The 14,785-nt window shown below is 59.9% G+C and carries 12 protein-coding genes and 1 tRNA gene; 7 read left to right on the top strand and 6 right to left on the bottom strand.

What is annotated here, in order from left to right:
* Positions 1 to 37: 37 nt before the first annotated feature.
* Both HW450_RS08905 and HW450_RS08900 read left to right on the top strand, forming a co-directional pair.
* On the top strand, positions 38 to 2,641 hold the full coding sequence (locus HW450_RS08905; protein WP_182385290.1) for a (Fe-S)-binding protein: 2,604 nt from the start codon (positions 38 to 40) through the stop codon (positions 2,639 to 2,641).
* Between the two features lie 96 nt (positions 2,642 to 2,737).
* A complete protein-coding gene (locus HW450_RS08900) occupies positions 2,738 to 3,835 on the top strand; it encodes a 3-hydroxyacyl-CoA dehydrogenase family protein (RefSeq protein ID WP_182385289.1) in 1,098 nt (365 codons plus the stop codon).
* 53 nt (positions 3,836 to 3,888) lie between these two features.
* On the opposite strand, the gene HW450_RS08895 is transcribed toward HW450_RS08900, so the two are convergent.
* Complete coding sequence (locus HW450_RS08895; protein ID WP_182385288.1) at positions 3,889 to 5,064, bottom strand: acyl-CoA dehydrogenase family protein; 1,176 nt, start codon at positions 5,062 to 5,064, stop codon at positions 3,889 to 3,891.
* A 77-nt stretch (positions 5,065 to 5,141) separates the two neighbouring features.
* Here HW450_RS08895 and HW450_RS08890 point away from each other — a divergent pair, with 77 nt between their 5' ends.
* Positions 5,142 to 5,729: a TetR/AcrR family transcriptional regulator gene (locus HW450_RS08890; RefSeq protein WP_182385287.1), complete on the top strand. Its 588-nt coding sequence runs from the start codon at positions 5,142 to 5,144 to the stop codon at positions 5,727 to 5,729.
* Here HW450_RS08890 and HW450_RS08885 read toward each other — a convergent pair.
* Both HW450_RS08885 and HW450_RS08880 read right to left on the bottom strand, forming a co-directional pair.
* Positions 5,726 to 7,519, bottom strand: coding sequence for an acyltransferase family protein (locus HW450_RS08885; RefSeq protein ID WP_182385286.1), 1,794 nt, complete (start codon positions 7,517 to 7,519; stop codon positions 5,726 to 5,728). The genes HW450_RS08890 and HW450_RS08885 overlap by 4 nt on opposite strands.
* A gap of 84 nt (positions 7,520 to 7,603) precedes the next feature.
* Complete coding sequence (locus HW450_RS08880; RefSeq protein ID WP_182385285.1) at positions 7,604 to 8,242, bottom strand: GNAT family N-acetyltransferase; 639 nt, start codon at positions 8,240 to 8,242, stop codon at positions 7,604 to 7,606.
* A gap of 20 nt (positions 8,243 to 8,262) precedes the next feature.
* Here HW450_RS08880 and HW450_RS08875 point away from each other — a divergent pair, with 20 nt between their 5' ends.
* On the top strand, positions 8,263 to 9,498 hold the full coding sequence (locus tag HW450_RS08875; protein ID WP_232843224.1) for a pyridoxal phosphate-dependent aminotransferase: 1,236 nt from the start codon (positions 8,263 to 8,265) through the stop codon (positions 9,496 to 9,498).
* Between the two features lie 675 nt (positions 9,499 to 10,173).
* Here HW450_RS08875 and HW450_RS08870 read toward each other — a convergent pair.
* Positions 10,174 to 10,512: a hypothetical protein gene (locus HW450_RS08870; protein WP_182385283.1), complete on the bottom strand. Its 339-nt coding sequence runs from the start codon at positions 10,510 to 10,512 to the stop codon at positions 10,174 to 10,176.
* Between the two features lie 187 nt (positions 10,513 to 10,699).
* Between HW450_RS08870 and HW450_RS08865 the strand changes: the two genes are divergently transcribed.
* On the top strand, positions 10,700 to 11,935 hold the full coding sequence (locus HW450_RS08865; RefSeq protein WP_182385282.1) for a YibE/F family protein: 1,236 nt from the start codon (positions 10,700 to 10,702) through the stop codon (positions 11,933 to 11,935).
* Here HW450_RS08865 and HW450_RS08860 read toward each other — a convergent pair.
* Together HW450_RS08860 and dcd are read right to left on the bottom strand one after the other, a co-directional pair.
* A complete protein-coding gene (locus HW450_RS08860; RefSeq protein WP_182385281.1) occupies positions 11,932 to 13,248 on the bottom strand; it encodes a UDP-glucose dehydrogenase family protein in 1,317 nt (438 codons plus the stop codon). The two genes, HW450_RS08865 and HW450_RS08860, sit on opposite strands and share 4 nt — an antisense overlap.
* Before the next feature lie 49 nt (positions 13,249 to 13,297).
* Positions 13,298 to 13,861, bottom strand: coding sequence for a dCTP deaminase (dcd, locus tag HW450_RS08855; RefSeq protein WP_182385280.1), 564 nt, complete (start codon positions 13,859 to 13,861; stop codon positions 13,298 to 13,300).
* A gap of 77 nt (positions 13,862 to 13,938) precedes the next feature.
* Here dcd and HW450_RS08850 point away from each other — a divergent pair.
* Positions 13,939 to 14,012: transfer RNA gene (locus HW450_RS08850), tRNA-Gly, on the top strand.
* Positions 14,013 to 14,253: 241 nt separating this feature from the next.
* Positions 14,254 to 14,670 (top strand): SRPBCC family protein, encoded by a 417-nt coding sequence (locus HW450_RS08845; RefSeq protein ID WP_182385279.1) that lies wholly within the window; start codon positions 14,254 to 14,256, stop codon positions 14,668 to 14,670.
* The last annotated feature ends 115 nt before the right edge of the window (positions 14,671 to 14,785 follow it).

Below are 14,785 nucleotides of genomic sequence, written 5' to 3'. Positions count from 1 at the left end.
ATCCCTTGTCGAAATCTAACTAGAGGATCCGCCCCATATGACCTCAACCAGCATCGCGCTTGGCATTTTCGGAGTAGTGGCGTCACTGCCTGCTTGGGTTTACTTCCTGAGCGGGGCGTGGCGCCTTTACCGTCTCATCGCTGCGGGCCAACCAACAACCGATCGTGCATCCAACATCGGTAAGCGCGTGTGGACGGTGCTGCGCAAGGTTGTCCTCCATGAAGGAATGGCCCGGAAGCCATTCGTTGCCCTCGCGCACTGGTTCGTGATGTTTGGCTTCATCATCGGGTCGGTGTTCTGGTTTGAGGCCTACGTACAAACCTTCTCTCCGGCCGGTGGCTTCTGTGATTGGGAGATCTACCACTTCGTTGAGGAAATCCTCGGCCTAGGAACAGTCCTGGGAATCCTGTTCCTCATTGGGGTTCGGTTGCGAGCCGGTTCCGATAACCGCTTCGATAGGTTTTACGGCTCTAACGCCCGCGCCGCCCACTTTGTCGAGGCTGTGGTCCTCATTGAGGGGCTGGGCATGCTGTTGGTCAAGGCCTCGCAGATTGCTACGTTCCGTGACGGCTCCGTGTGGGCTGACTTTGTCTCGCGTCTGATCCCATTGCCAGCCTCTCCCCTGCTGGTTTCGGTGTTTGCGCTGATCAAGTTGCTTTCCGGCATGGTGTGGCTGTTCGTGGTGGGTCGCCAGCTGCGCTGGGGCGTGGCCTGGCACCGCTTCCTCGCCTTCTTCACGCTGTTCTTTACGCGCACGCCTGGCAAAAAGTCGCTCGGGGCATTACCACCGTTGCTCTCCGGGGATAAGCATTTAACGCTTGAGAATGCGGATCCGGACGTCGATAAGCTTGGCATCGGTACGCTTGCCGACGCACCCTGGAAGATGCTGCTCGATGTCTCCGCGTGTACGGACTGCGGCCGTTGCCAGGAACAGTGCCCCGCATGGCACACCGAAAAACCACTGTCTCCGAAGTTGTTGCTCACGGGCATTCGTGATGCGATTCCGCACCAAGAAGTTGACGTGCTGAAGCTGGTGGGTACAGCTGTGGATCCAGATGCGCTGTGGAGCTGCACTAACTGTGGCGCCTGCGTGGAGCAGTGCCCGGTAGATATTGAGCACATTGACCACATTGCTAACCTGCGTCGTTTCCAGGTGCTGGCCGAGTCCGACTTCCCGTCGGAGCTCACGGGAATGTTTAAGAACCTGGAGGTCAAGGGAAACCCGTGGGGTCGAAACTCCGCAGAGCGGATGTCCTGGGTGGAGGAGGCGAACCGCGATGGTATTCCGGTGCCGGTGGTGTCTGACGGCACGGATTTCGAGTACTTGCTGTGGGTGGGTTGCGCTGGTGCGTTCGATGACAACGGCCGAAAGACGTCCCGCGCTATCGCAGAGTTGCTCAATGTGGCGGGCGTGAAGTTCGCGGTCATCGAGGGGGAATCGTGTACTGGTGACCCGGCGCGTCGTGCTGGCAACGAGTTCCTGTTCCAGATGCTCGCCGCCACCAACGTGGAGGTACTGGACGATGCCTTCGCCACCTACCCGGCCGGCCAGCGCAAGATCATCACCTCGTGTGCGCACTGTTTTAACACGCTGCGCAAGGAATACCCGGACTTCGATGGCCACTACGATGTCATCCACCACACCCAGCTCCTCAACCGGCTGGTGCGTGAGGGCCTGCTCACACCTATCCCGCGTGGCCCCGAAAACCGCAAGCCGGTCACCTACCACGATCCATGCTTCCTCGGCCGGCACAACAAGGTGTACGACCCGCCACGCGAACTGATCACGGCAGCTGGTCCACTGGTAGAAATGCCTCGCAGCCGCGACACCAGCTTCTGTTGTGGTGCAGGTGGCGCGCGGATGTTCATGGAAGAAAAGCTCGGCACCCGTATCAACGAAAATCGCGCCACCGAAGCCCTCGCTGCGTCCGAGGAAATCATCACCGGCTGCCCGTTCTGCAACACCATGCTCGACGGCGGCACGAAGGCGCTCGGCACCCCTGCCAAAGTCACGGACGTAGCAGTTATGCTTCGCGACGCCGTCCTCACCGACGGGAACCTCCCAGAATTCCGCGAACCACAGTTCCTGGAGGCACCAAAGCGCATCGAAATCACACCGCAAAAGCCTGCACCAGACCCTGCGGAATCCCCTGCCGAGCCACCCGCGAGCGTCGCTGAAACTCCTGAACCTAAGTCAGTGACTCCTCCGGTAACTGCGTCGCCTGCGGCAAAGCCACCTGTGGCTGCTCCTCCTGTGGCTGCTCCTCCGGTTACCAAAGCTCCGGTAGCAGCACCACCTGTGGCACAGCCTCCCGTAGCTGCTCCCCCAGCAGCACAGCCCCCGACTGCAAAACCCCCTGCCGCGCAGCCTCCTGCGGCACAGCCTCCCGTGGCGGCACCACCTGTGGCAAAGCCTCCTGTGGCACAGCCTCCCGTGGCTGCGCCCCCAGTAGCGACGCCACCTGTGGCAAAGCCTCCGGTTGCCAAACCACCTGTGGCTGTTCCCCCGGCCGCCAAACCACCCGCTGCTAAACCACCGATGGCAGCACCGCCCGTCGTGAAGCCGCCAGCTCCGCAGCCTCCTACGGCGCAGCCTCCTGGAGCGATCCCGCCAGGTGGGGCGCGACCGAGCGTCGACTAGGTTTAGCGGCTCTTCCGGCCAGTTTTCATTGCACAACCCTTGACTATGACGTAGGCTACGTGTCAGACTAATGACCATTCGCCAAGGGAGAGTGCTATGCCAATTTCAACTGCAGCTGTGATTGGTGCGGGATCGATGGGGGCGGGCATCGCCGCACTCATGGCCAGCTCGGGAATGAAAGTGTATCTGTTCGATCTGGATCGGGACGGCGCCCAACGCGGGATCGATCTGCAGCTGCAGCGTGGCGGTTTTCCCTCCCCAGAGCTTGCGGAGAACGTCACCCCAGCAAGTACCGCAACCGACCTCGATCTGGTCAAGGAATGCGACTGGGTAGTGGAGGCGATCTTCGAGGACCTACAGGCCAAGCATGACCTTTACCGCCAACTAGAACTCAAAGATGGCGCCTACTTGAGCTCCAACACGTCCACGCTGCCACTGTCCGAGCTGGTGCGGGGAGTTAAGGATCCCGACCGCTTCGCCATCACCCACTTCTTCAACCCGCCCCACATCATGCAGTTGGTGGAACTCGTCGCCCCTCATCCAGAGACGCACGCAACCCTCGAGCAGGCGATCACCGACCAGCTCGGGAAAACCGCCCTGACCTGCCGTGACACCCCCGGTTTCATCGCCAACCGAGTCGGCTGCTTCTGGCTCGCTGCGGGCGTGCACCTCGCCCGCAAACATGGCCTCAGCTACGAGCTTGCCGACGCCACCTTCGGGCGCCCCTTCGGCATCCCACGAACCGGAATTTTTGGGCTCCTCGACTACATCGGCCTGCAACTCGTCGACCCAATTTGGGGCAGCCTCGAGGACTCCCTCCCCGCGGATGACGGCTATTCCCAGTACCCGCTGCGCGGCGACGCTTTCATCGCGGGCCTGGTAGAACGCGGTCTCATAGGGAGCACTGGCCCTGGGGGCTTCTACCGCGGCCGCGAAGAAACCATCGACACCGACTTCACCTACCGCCCGCGCCAAACCCCCACGCTTCCCGCCGACGACCCGCGGGAACTCATGGCCAGCGATACCCCATCGGGCAACTTCGCACGCGAGCTATTTCACACCATGCTGGAGTACTGCCGCACCCATTGCTCCGAGATCGCCAACTCTCCCGCCGATATCGATACCGGCCTCAAGCTCGGCTTCGGCTGGAAGAAAGGCATCTTCGAGCTTGCCGAGGACCTCGGCGAATTGTAGAGCCGTGCCCGCTGAGAGCCAGGGACGCGGCGTCGGCAAGCAAAAGCAGCCCGCTACTTATAGGCCGACATTCCGGTGATCTTCTTGCCGATGATCAGCGACTGCACGGTGTCGGTGCCCTCGTAAGTGTGCATCGCCTCGATGTCCACCATGTGGCGGATGATGTGGTTTTCGAGCAGGATACCGACCCCACCGAGCATGTCGCGAGCGTCGGCAGCCACGCGGCGTGCGGCGCGCGTGTTGTGCACCTTAGCCATAGAGGCCTGCTCGGGGCGCATGGTTCCGTTGGCCAGGGCGTCGGTGACGCGGCGACACATGAGCATCATCTGGCTAATGTCCATGAGCATGTTGGTGAGGCGTTGCTGGATGATTTGCGCATTGGCAAGTTCGCGACCGAACTGTTTGCGCTCCAGCGCGTAGTCGCGGGCCTGTTCGTAGCAGGCGATGGCGGAGCCGAGTGCCATCCAGGACACGCCAACACGGGTGGCGGTGAGGACGCGGGCGACATCTTTGAAGGAGCCGCATCCCGGCATTTTCGCTGACAGGGGAACGCGACAGTTTTCCAGCACGATGTGGGCCTGCTTGATGGCCCGCAGCGACACCTTGCCCACCTGGGTCTGCGCAGAGTAACCCGGGGTATCTTGTGGCACGAGGAAGGCCGAAACGTTGCCATCTTCGGTGCGTGCGAAAATCACCGTGACGTCACCGACGGAGCCATTTCCGATCCATTTCTTTTCGCCGTTGAGGACGTAGAAGTCCCCATCGCGGACAGCGGTGGTTTCCAGGGCGATGGAGTCGGAGCCATGCTCTGGTTCGGTGAGACCGAAGGCAGCGAGTTTTTCACCACGGGCCAAAGCGTCTAACCATTCGTCCTTGTGCTCACCGCTGCCCAGTATGTCGATCGCGCGCATCGCCAAGCCGGGCTGCACGGCGATGACGGTGCCGAGGGAGGCGTCGATGCGGGTGATTTCCATTTGAACCAGGCCTGCCGCCAGCGGGGAGAGGTGCTCGTGTCCAGGGATGTTCAGCCCATCGGTGAGAAGGTCCAGGTCCCCCAGGCGCTTCGCGAGGTGGGTAGGGTATTCGGCACGTTCCCAGGCATCATTGATAATCTCGTGAACTTCCTCCTTCAACGATGCGGCGCGGGCCCACGCTGCAGCGTCCGTTTCGGAAACGTCATCGAAAACGCCCAGGAAATCGGTTGTAGACTTAAATATATTGTGGGACATTGCACCTCCACTAACGAATGGCCATTAGCACATTATTGTGACCGGGATCGCAAAAGCTGTCAAGAGAAGGGGGAACCGTGGCTAACCAACAGCGCCGCGAACAAATCATCACCGCGGCCCTGCAACTTTTCGACGCCCGCGGCTATCACGCCACCGGCATGGAACACATCGCTGAGGTGGTGGGAATGCGGGCCTCCAGCTTGTACAACCACTGCTCGTCCAAGCAAGAGATCCTCCAAGAGATCGCCACCAGCGCAATGGAAGAAATGCTACGCACCCATGCCAGGGCGATCGCTGGGCTGACAGATCCGATCGAACAACTCACCGCCACCGTCCGCAACCACGTCCGCTTCCACGCCACGCAGGCCCGGCGAGTCCGGGTGACTAATTCCCAGCTCAGCAATCTGGAAGAGCCCGCCCGCAGCATTGTTTTGCAGCTGCGACGGGACTACGTCGGTCGGTGGATCAGTATTGTCTCCGAGGGCGTCGATAAGGGCGTTTTTACAGCGGCCGATGTGAAGATCACCTGCTGGGCCCTCATCGACATGGGCATCGGGGTCGCACAGTGGTTCAACGACGACGGCGAATACACCGCCGATGAGCTGGCGGACATGTACGCGGGCTTTGCTCTCCACCAGCTCACAAGCAAGCCACTAGCTGACTAGCCCTTCACCCACTCAGTGATCGCGGCGGCAACTGCCTCCGCGTAGGCCTGCCCGCCGGCCTCGGAAGGGTGAATGTAGTCTTCACGCAACAGGCTCGGGTCGCCCATCACTGCGCCGTTCCAATCCGCGAGGTACACGTTGGGGTAGCGAGCTGTAGCGTCACGGATTTCTTGTTGCGCTGCCGGCATCCAGGCGCGGTCACCGTACGGCATTACCATGACCACGGTACGGTCCGGGCCGATGACCTGCATCATCTGATCAATCTGTCCAGGGAAGCTGGAGCCGTTGGTGCCAAATCCGAGCACCACAAAGGGATCCAGCGTATCTTCCGCAGCCATCTGCTCCAGCAGCGGGATTCCGGCGGTGTAGTGCCGGGACACAGCGGCATCGACGTAGATGCCGGGGAATTTCTCTTGCAGCGGAAGCAGTGAGGCGAGCATCACGGAGTCACCGATCGCAGTGATTGATGTCCCCTCCGGAAATTCGCGTACCTCAGCAGGTGGGGGCACGGCTGCCGCTTTTTCCGCTGCCTGCTGTGGGTGCGCCGCGAGGGCCATAAGGTCAGTTTCCAGCGCACTTTGCTTCGGGGCGGTTGCGATAGCAATCACCGCGAGGCTGGCTACGGCCATGGCTCCAACATGCTGCACGAGCGCACCGGTACGGGCTCCGGCGAACTGTCCTGCGGCCTGCTTGATCACACCCGCGTAACCCAGTCGACGGAACGGATTCTCAATGTAGGTGTACGACCACATCGCCAGCGGGATGGACAGCGCAGCCGCCAGCACACCGGGGAGCACCCGGTTGCCCGGCGCGACGTCGATAAGCTGCTCCCGCACCAGCACCAAAATCGGCCAGTGCCACAGGTACATGCTGAAGGAGCGGTCGCCGAACCAACGCAGCCAGCGCATGCGGAACAGCCACGACACGGGGCCGGTCTCGCGGATGACGGAAAACAGCACGATGGCCGTGCTTAACGACGCCGCGACCAACCCACCGCGGTAGGTCTCCGGGGCGGTGGCAGGCAGTGTGATGATCAAGTATCCGAGCACCCCGAGCGCCGGGATTCCTAGTGCTGCTGCCACATAGTCCACCCAGCGGGGCGCCGGGAAGCTCTTCTCCTGGGTTCGTGAGGTAATGAGGAACGCCAGCAGCGCTCCGGTGAGCAGGCCGAACGCGTGGGTATCGGTGCCGTAGTAGACGCGGGTTGGGTCTGCGTCCGGGTTGTACTGCCACAGCATGAGCGCGAAGGAGCCCGCCCCGAGAGCAAGGGACAGCGCCGCGAGAACCATCGCCCAACGTTTGCGCACCAGCATGCAGACTCCGGCCACGACCAGTGGCCACAACACATAGAACTGTTCCTCTACCGCTAGCGACCAGTAGTGCGCGAACAGCTGCACCCCGGATTGGGCGAAGTAACTCTGTGAGCCCGCAATCTGGGCCCAGTTGTTCACGAAAAACAGCGTGGAGGTGAACTGGGTACCGATCCCCACCGCGGGATCCCCGCCAACCAGGCCCGCGAGCGCGGTGCAAACCACCAACACAAACACGGCCGCTGGGAGGATACGACGCGCGCGACGCACCCAAAAGTGAGCCAAATCGACTCGCCCCGTTGCAGCTACTTCCCGTACCAGCAGGGAGGTAATGAGGAAACCAGAGAGGACGAAGAAGATGTCGACACCCAAGAAACCACCGGGGACGGCGAAGGCAAAAAAGTGGTAAAGCAGCACTGAAATAACAGCAAGCCCTCGGAGCCCGTCGATTCCTGGTATCTGCTGAATCCGCTTGTTCATCCGTTAGTCTTTCCACCCGATGTTCATCCTGACCAACCAGACACCTTACTCACTCGGTCTGCAGAGTCCAGCCCCCCAGGAGCACTATGGGGTGGGGTGCGCGTCCAGGAAGGACATCAGTTCGGGGGTGTGGCCAGCAACGTTAAGATTCGGGCACCCAATAAAATTCTCAGGAACCAGGCGGGCGTGTACCTCCGGGCGGTCGTCCTCACCGAATGCTGTGTGCCCTACAACCTCATATCCCAGTGCCTTACTCACCCCACCTGACGCCTTGTTCAGTTCGTGCCACGCGGTGCGCATCTCCCGCGCACCGAGGTAATCAAACGCGTACGCAGCGACAATGGCGCGCATCCGCTTCCCCAAGCCTTGGCCTTGAAAACGGCGCAGCAGGTACGAACCGGTTTCAATGCATCGCCTCTTTTGGAACTGCTCAGCCCGCATGTCTATCGACCCGATGAATTCGCCATCCAGGTAGGCGGCGAAAGACAACTTCCAATCTTCCGGTTTGTTAGTCGCTCGCAGCCCCCATTGGAATTGGGCAGTGGACAGCGCCCGATCGTCTGCCTGAATCCAGGGAAATACCCATGGGCAGCCAGGTTCAAAGACGTCTTCCTCCGTCACCGCACACATGTGAGCTAAATCGCTATCGGTGACAACGTGGAGGTGCAGGACGGCGTCGGAAAGCTGCAGGTCAAACGGCGGGTACTTTATTTTAGGGGCCATACAGTGGCATGATAGTACGGGTGAATACCCAGAAACCACCACGTATCTTCGATCAATCCGAAAAACTCAAGGGAGTTTTGTACGAGATCCGCGGGCCTGTTTCTGCGGAGGCGGAACGCCTGGAGAACGAGGGAAACCGCATCCTGAAGCTGAACACGGGCAACCCGGCGATCTTCGGGTTCGACGCGCCCGACGTCATCCTGCAGGACATGATCGCCGCGCTGCCTACCTCCCAGGGTTACTCCACCTCCAAGGGTATTGTCCCGGCGCGACGCGCAATTGTGACTCGCTACGAGCTCACCGAGGGCTTCCCGGAGTTCGACATTGACGACGTCTTCCTCGGCAACGGCGTGTCCGAGCTGATCTCCATGGTCACGCAGGCGCTGCTTAACGACGGCGATGAGGTCCTCATCCCCGCCCCGGACTATCCGCTGTGGACCGCCGCTACCTCCCTGGCTGGTGGCAAGGCAGTCCACTACCTCTGCGATGAAGAGGATGACTGGAATCCTTCCATCGAGGACATTAAGGCCAAGGTCACCGACAAGACCAAGGCCATCGTGGTGATCAACCCGAATAACCCGACCGGCGCGGTGTACTCACGCGAGGTGCTGCAGCAGATCGTCGATATTGCTCGTGAGCATGAGCTTCTCATTCTGGCCGATGAGATCTACGACCGCATCCTCTACGACGATGCCGAACACATCTGCATCGCTTCGCTCTGCCCGGACCTGCTGTGCATCACGTTCAATGGCCTCTCTAAGGCCTACCGCGTTGCTGGTTACCGCGCGGGCTGGATGATCCTGACCGGGCCAAAGCACAATGCCGAAGGCTTCATCGAAGGACTGGAACTGCTCGCCGGCACTCGCCTGTGCCCGAACGTGCCAGCTCAGCACGCTATCCAGGTGGCGCTGGGCGGACGGCAATCCATCTACGGCCTTACCGGCGAAGGCGGCCGGCTGCTGCGCCAGCGCAACGCCACCTACGAGGCCCTCAATGAGATCCCTGGTGTCTCCTGTGTGAAACCGATGGGCGCCCTGTACGCCTTCCCACGCATTGATTTGGACATGTATCCGATCCACGACGACGCCCGCATGATGCTCGACCTGCTCCGCCAGGAGAAGATCCTCATGGTGCACGGCACGGGCTTCAACTGGGACAAGCCGGACCACTTCCGCGTGGTGACGCTGCCACACACCGCGGAGCTTACCGACGCCATCAAACGCTTCGGCGCATTCCTCCAGCGGTACAAGCAGTAGCTTTTTAACCAGACAACTACGGGTTAAGTAGCAACATGTGTGTCCAGTCGGCGTTGCTGCTTCACTTCTGGGTCTTTGGCCACGGCCCCTGAAGTTTTTTACTAAAACCCGGGAAGCATTTCCCGGATCTTGGGCCCAAAACAGTGAAATAGCAGGTGTGAAGCCTAAAAAATCACCGAAACCCGGGGAACGCTTCCCGGGTTTTACAGGGTTAAGTAACACAATGTGTGTCCGGGCGGTGTGTCTCTAGCCGGGCACTGTTGTGTTGGCAGTCGGCTGGGCTAGCCGTTGACGCAATAGAGCTGATCGGCCTGTTTCCCGGTTGGCATGCCCCATCGGGAGATACCTCACGAGCCTGCAGGATCGGTCAGTGCGGTTGAGCCGACAGCATAAGCATGGAAGGCCCGAAAAGGTCGCCGCGTGTATGTGATCCGCTCTGGTTTTGGTGGTGCCGTTGTTTTTGCTTTCGTCCCCGGCAGACGGGGGCATCGGGGTCGGTTTTTGGTCACCGGAGTTAGGTGACCGCACCTGTTAGCACAGGTACGGTATCACTCGCGGTATTGAACAAGGATTGTGCGTTTATAAGACCTCAAGCAATATAAAACATGCATTTGCATACCTTGACCAGGACCTATCGCGGACAACAGACACACTTTCTGCTACTTAACCAGACAACTACGCACCCGCTCGGCGGGCGTAGTTGTTTTTGTTATGCCATAACGAACCGCCGCGCATCACATACTCCACGGCGATGAGGGCAACTGGAAGCCACAGCAGCCACGCGGGAATATCGCGGGAAAGCTCCAAGAACCACGCGAGGCCACCACTGACCGATACTGCGACTCCGTAAGCGTAGTACTTATCGCCTTCCAGTCCCCGCACCAGTGCGATCACGCTCAATGCTGCACTTGCCATCATTGCGATGCACGCCACAGCCAGTGGATCGGTTGTTGGAAGAGTAAAAGCCACGCCGATGAGAACAATCTCCAACAGGCGATAAGCAAAAGTGAGCACAAGTATCCCTCAGTACAAGATCGTTAATATGCCCTCAAGATAGGTGGGCGAGCATAGGAAGTAAAGAGTAGGATTGTTATTCTTGCTAACTTCTCAGTTCGCCCTTCCTTTTGCTGACAAGACACTAATTTCTTGTCCGTCATTTTTAAGTTTCAACTTCACCAATCACTTATTACAATCGGCTGGCATGGCCCACCACCATTCCGTTACTGCCCCCACATCCCGTACTAGGCATAGGCGTCGCAAGGAACCGGCACCGACCAACATCCCACGGCTGATCGTCGCCATTGCCTTAGTCTGCGCGGCGCTGGCGACAGTTTTCGGATTGTTGCGGCTGTGGCCGGATTCCACGCCGGTGCACGTGAGCGAGAAGTTTTCTGCGTCCTCAAACCTGGCCATGCCTCGAGTGTCGGGTACAGTGACGGATGCCCGACCGGGGATCTGCAACAGCCCGTCGGTAGGCAAGGCCTTCGACGGCGACCCCATCACCACTATCAACCGCGGAAGCCTGTGCCCCCGAGCGCTAGTCGCCCTGGAAGAGGGCCCCAACCAGGGCAAATCGACGCTACTGATGACGGAGGGTTACGAACTACACCAAGGCCAGCACATTTGGCTCACTGAAACCAAAGGTCCGGACGGCTCCCTGATTTACGCGTTCGCGGATTTCCAGCGTGGTTCTACGCTGCTGTGGTGGGGGCTGCTCATCGCCGGGGCCGTTGTGGCCATCGGTGTGTTGCGCGGGCTGCTTTCGCTAATCGGCCTCGCCATCACCTTCACTGCGATCAGCGTGTTCTTACTCCCCGGGCTCGCACACGGCGGTTCACCACTCCTACTGGCATTGACGTGTGGCTCAGCGATCCTGTTTCTCACGTTGTTCCTGGTGCACGGCATCAGTTGGAAAACAACCTCCGCGCTGGCAGGAACCCTCAGCGCGTTGGGGTTTGCTGCCATATTGGCCCGCTACGCCATCGCGTCCAATGATTTGCAGGGCCTGGGAGATGAAAACAACCTGCTCATCCAGCTGTATCTTCCGGACATCTCCGTCTCGGGGCTGATGCTGTGTGGGTTCATCATCGGCGCGCTGGGGGTGCTCAATGACGTCACCATCGCTCAAGCATCGACGGTGAACGAGCTGTACGAATCCTCGCCACAGGCGTCGCCGTGGGCAGTGTTCATCAGCGCGATGCGGGTGGGCCAGGACCATATCGCATCCATGGTGTACACCCTCGTGCTGTCCTACACGGGTGCAGCCCTGCCAATGTTGCTGCTGTTGCACGTGGCAAACCGCCCGCTGTCACAGACGCTCACCAGCCATGTGATGGCCACCGAGCTCATGCGCTCCGGGGTGGGCGCCCTGGCGATGGTGTGCGCTATTCCGCTCACCACCGCCATCGCGGCGTTCACTGTTCGACCGGCTCGTTAAAGGCTCCTGCCGAGCGCTTGCACGGTCCAGCCAGCATCCTGCCATTTCTCAACCGGCAGGACGTTACGACCATCCAGCATGACCTTCTTTCGCACCAGGTCAGCGGCGTGGACGGGGTCGAGTTCCTTGAATTCTTGCCATTCGGTGGCTAGCACCACGACGTCGGCCCCGCGCAGTGCGTCATCGGTGGAGGACGCGTAGTTCAAGGTCGGGAAGACCTTGCGGGCGTTATCCATGCCCTGCGGATCGTAAACCGTCACCTGGGCGCCGGCCAGGGACAGCGACCCGGCGACGGAGAGCGCTGGTGAATCCCGCACGTCGTCGGAATTGGGTTTGAACGCCGCGCCGAGCACCGTCACGTTGTGGCCAAGGAGGTTGCCGCCGCAGGCCTCCCGCGCGAGCAGCACCATGCGGTCGCGACGGCGCATGTTGATCGCGTCAACTTCACGAAGGAAAGTAAGTGCCTGGTCAGCGCCCAGTTCGCCGGCGCGGGCCATGAACGCGCGGATATCCTTAGGTAGGCAGCCACCGCCGAAGCCGAGCCCGGCGCCGAGGAACTTCCGGCCGATGCGGTCGTCGTAGCCGATGGCGTCGGCAAGCTTGACGACGTCCGCCCCCACCAACTCGCACACCTCCGAGACGGCGTTGATGAAGGAAATCTTGGTGGCCAAGAAGGCGTTTGCGGACACCTTCACCAGTTCGGCGGTCTGCAGATCCGTGACGATGAACGGGGTGTCATTGTTCAGAGGGATCGCGTACACCTCGCGCGCGATCTGCTCCGCTTCGCTGTCTTCAGCGCGCGTTCCCAACACGATGCGGTCCGGGGTGATCGTGTCCTGCACCGCGTACCCCTCGCGCAGGAATTCCGGGTTCCAGGCGATCTCCACACTGGTCCCCTCCGGGGCCAGCTCATCGGCCAATTGCTGCAGCTCAGCAGCGGTGCCTACTGGGACGGTGGACTTACCGAAAATCACGTTCCGCCCCTTAAGCTTCGGCACCAGATCCTTGATCACCGCGAAGACGTAGGTAAGGTCCGCCGCGTAGGAGCCACGCTGCTGCGGAGTGCCGACCCCCAGGAAGTGGACGTTGGCAAAGGACGCGGCTTCAGCGTAGGACGTCGTGAAGCTCAGGCGTTGCGCGGCGATGTTGCGCTCCAGCACCTCCGGTAGGCCCGGTTCATAGAAAGGCACCGTGCTGTTTTGCAGCGCGGCAATCTTGCTCTCATCCACGTCCACGCCCAGGACGTCGTGGCCAAGTTCTGCCATACAGGCAGCGTGGGTAGCGCCCAAGTATCCGGTTCCGATGACTGTCATACGCATAACAGTCCAATCTAGTCCCGGATACGGGAGCGCGCTGACTTCGTTACCTAAAGTTCAGATACGCCTTGCTTGGGGTTGGCCCCCGCTGTCCTTGGTACTTGGAGCCCAGCTTGCCGCTGCCATACGGCGTCTCCGCGGGAGAGCTCATCTTGAACAGCGCCAACTGGCCCACCTTCATCCCTGGCCACAGTGCGATTGGCAGGTTAGCCACGTTCGACAGCTCCAAGGTGATGTGACCCGAAAAACCCGGGTCAATAAAACCAGCGGTGGAGTGCGTCAGCAGACCAAGGCGCCCTAGGGAGGACTTCCCCTCAAGACGGCCCGCCAGGTGCGCTGGCAGGGTGAACTTCTCGTAGGTCGCCGCGAGCACAAACTCGCCAGGGTGCAGAATAAACGGCTCGCCGTCCTGCACCTCAATCTCGCTAGTCAGTTCATCCTGCTGCAGCTTCGGATCAATGTGCGTGTACTTCTGATTATTAAACACACGGAAGAAGCGATCCATACGCACGTCAATTGACGACGGCTGGATCATCTTCTCCTCAAACGGCTCAATGCCAAGCTCATCGTTCTCGATGGCAGCGCGGATATCACGATCTGAAAGCAGCATGTTGTTAAGTGTAACGCAGCCCGTTTTCCAATACCGAGCCCCTGGTGCTAGAATGCTCTCTATTGCAAGTAGCAATTGCCGATGTAATTCAATGGTAGAATGTCAGCTTCCCAAGCTGAATACGCGGGTTCGATTCCCGTCATCGGCTCCATGACCCGGCCACGCGTGGCTGGGTTTTTGTTTTGGGGTAAGGGACGCCACGGTCCCCAACCGGGCCCAGGTTCCCCTCATCCTGAATCCCCACCTATCGTGCGTACGGCTCAGGCTTGATCTTGTCAACAGGCACCGACCGCATTACCAATAGCGGTGTCCTCCAATGCTGCTGGTGCCGTCACCCGCCATAGAGTTTTCGTCCCCAGCCCTATAATGATGCATAGGAAAGGTGGTTAGACATGGGAAACCTCGTTGTCACTTGGGAAGAACAACTTCCCTATACGCCCCACCAAATCTGGCAGGTGATCACCGACCTAACGAACTGGAAATGGCGTAGCGATCTAGCTGATTGCGAGCTAATCGACGAGCATAGGTTTATCGAGATTCCGAAGAAAGGAAAACCCATTCGTTTTCGTACGACCTGCTTCGAGCCACCGCACATTTGGGAATTTCAAATGGACTCACCAACCCTGGTTGGGACATGGCAGGGGATCCTTGAGCCCACGGGAAGAGGCAGCTGCCAAGTCAGATTTGTCGAGGATGTGCACCTTCGAAATAAGCTGCTTCCAAAATGGATAGCAAAACGATTCCTTGTCGCCTACCAAACCCAGTATTCCCGCGACCTGCGCGCTGAACTACAAACGCGCTACAGCTAGATCTACTTCTTTGCTCCAACGGTCCTGCTTGAATGGCGAAGTTGCAAGGGTCCGCTAGAATCTGCAACGAAGCCCCGGTGGAGCGCTATCTGACGGAGAAATCTGGACAGGTATT

This window comes from Corynebacterium hindlerae (assembly GCF_014117265.1).
GTDB lineage: Bacteria > Actinomycetota > Actinomycetes > Mycobacteriales > Mycobacteriaceae > Corynebacterium > Corynebacterium hindlerae.
Note: the sequence above shows the minus strand (reverse complement) of the source record. Positions and strands in the feature narration are given on the sequence as shown.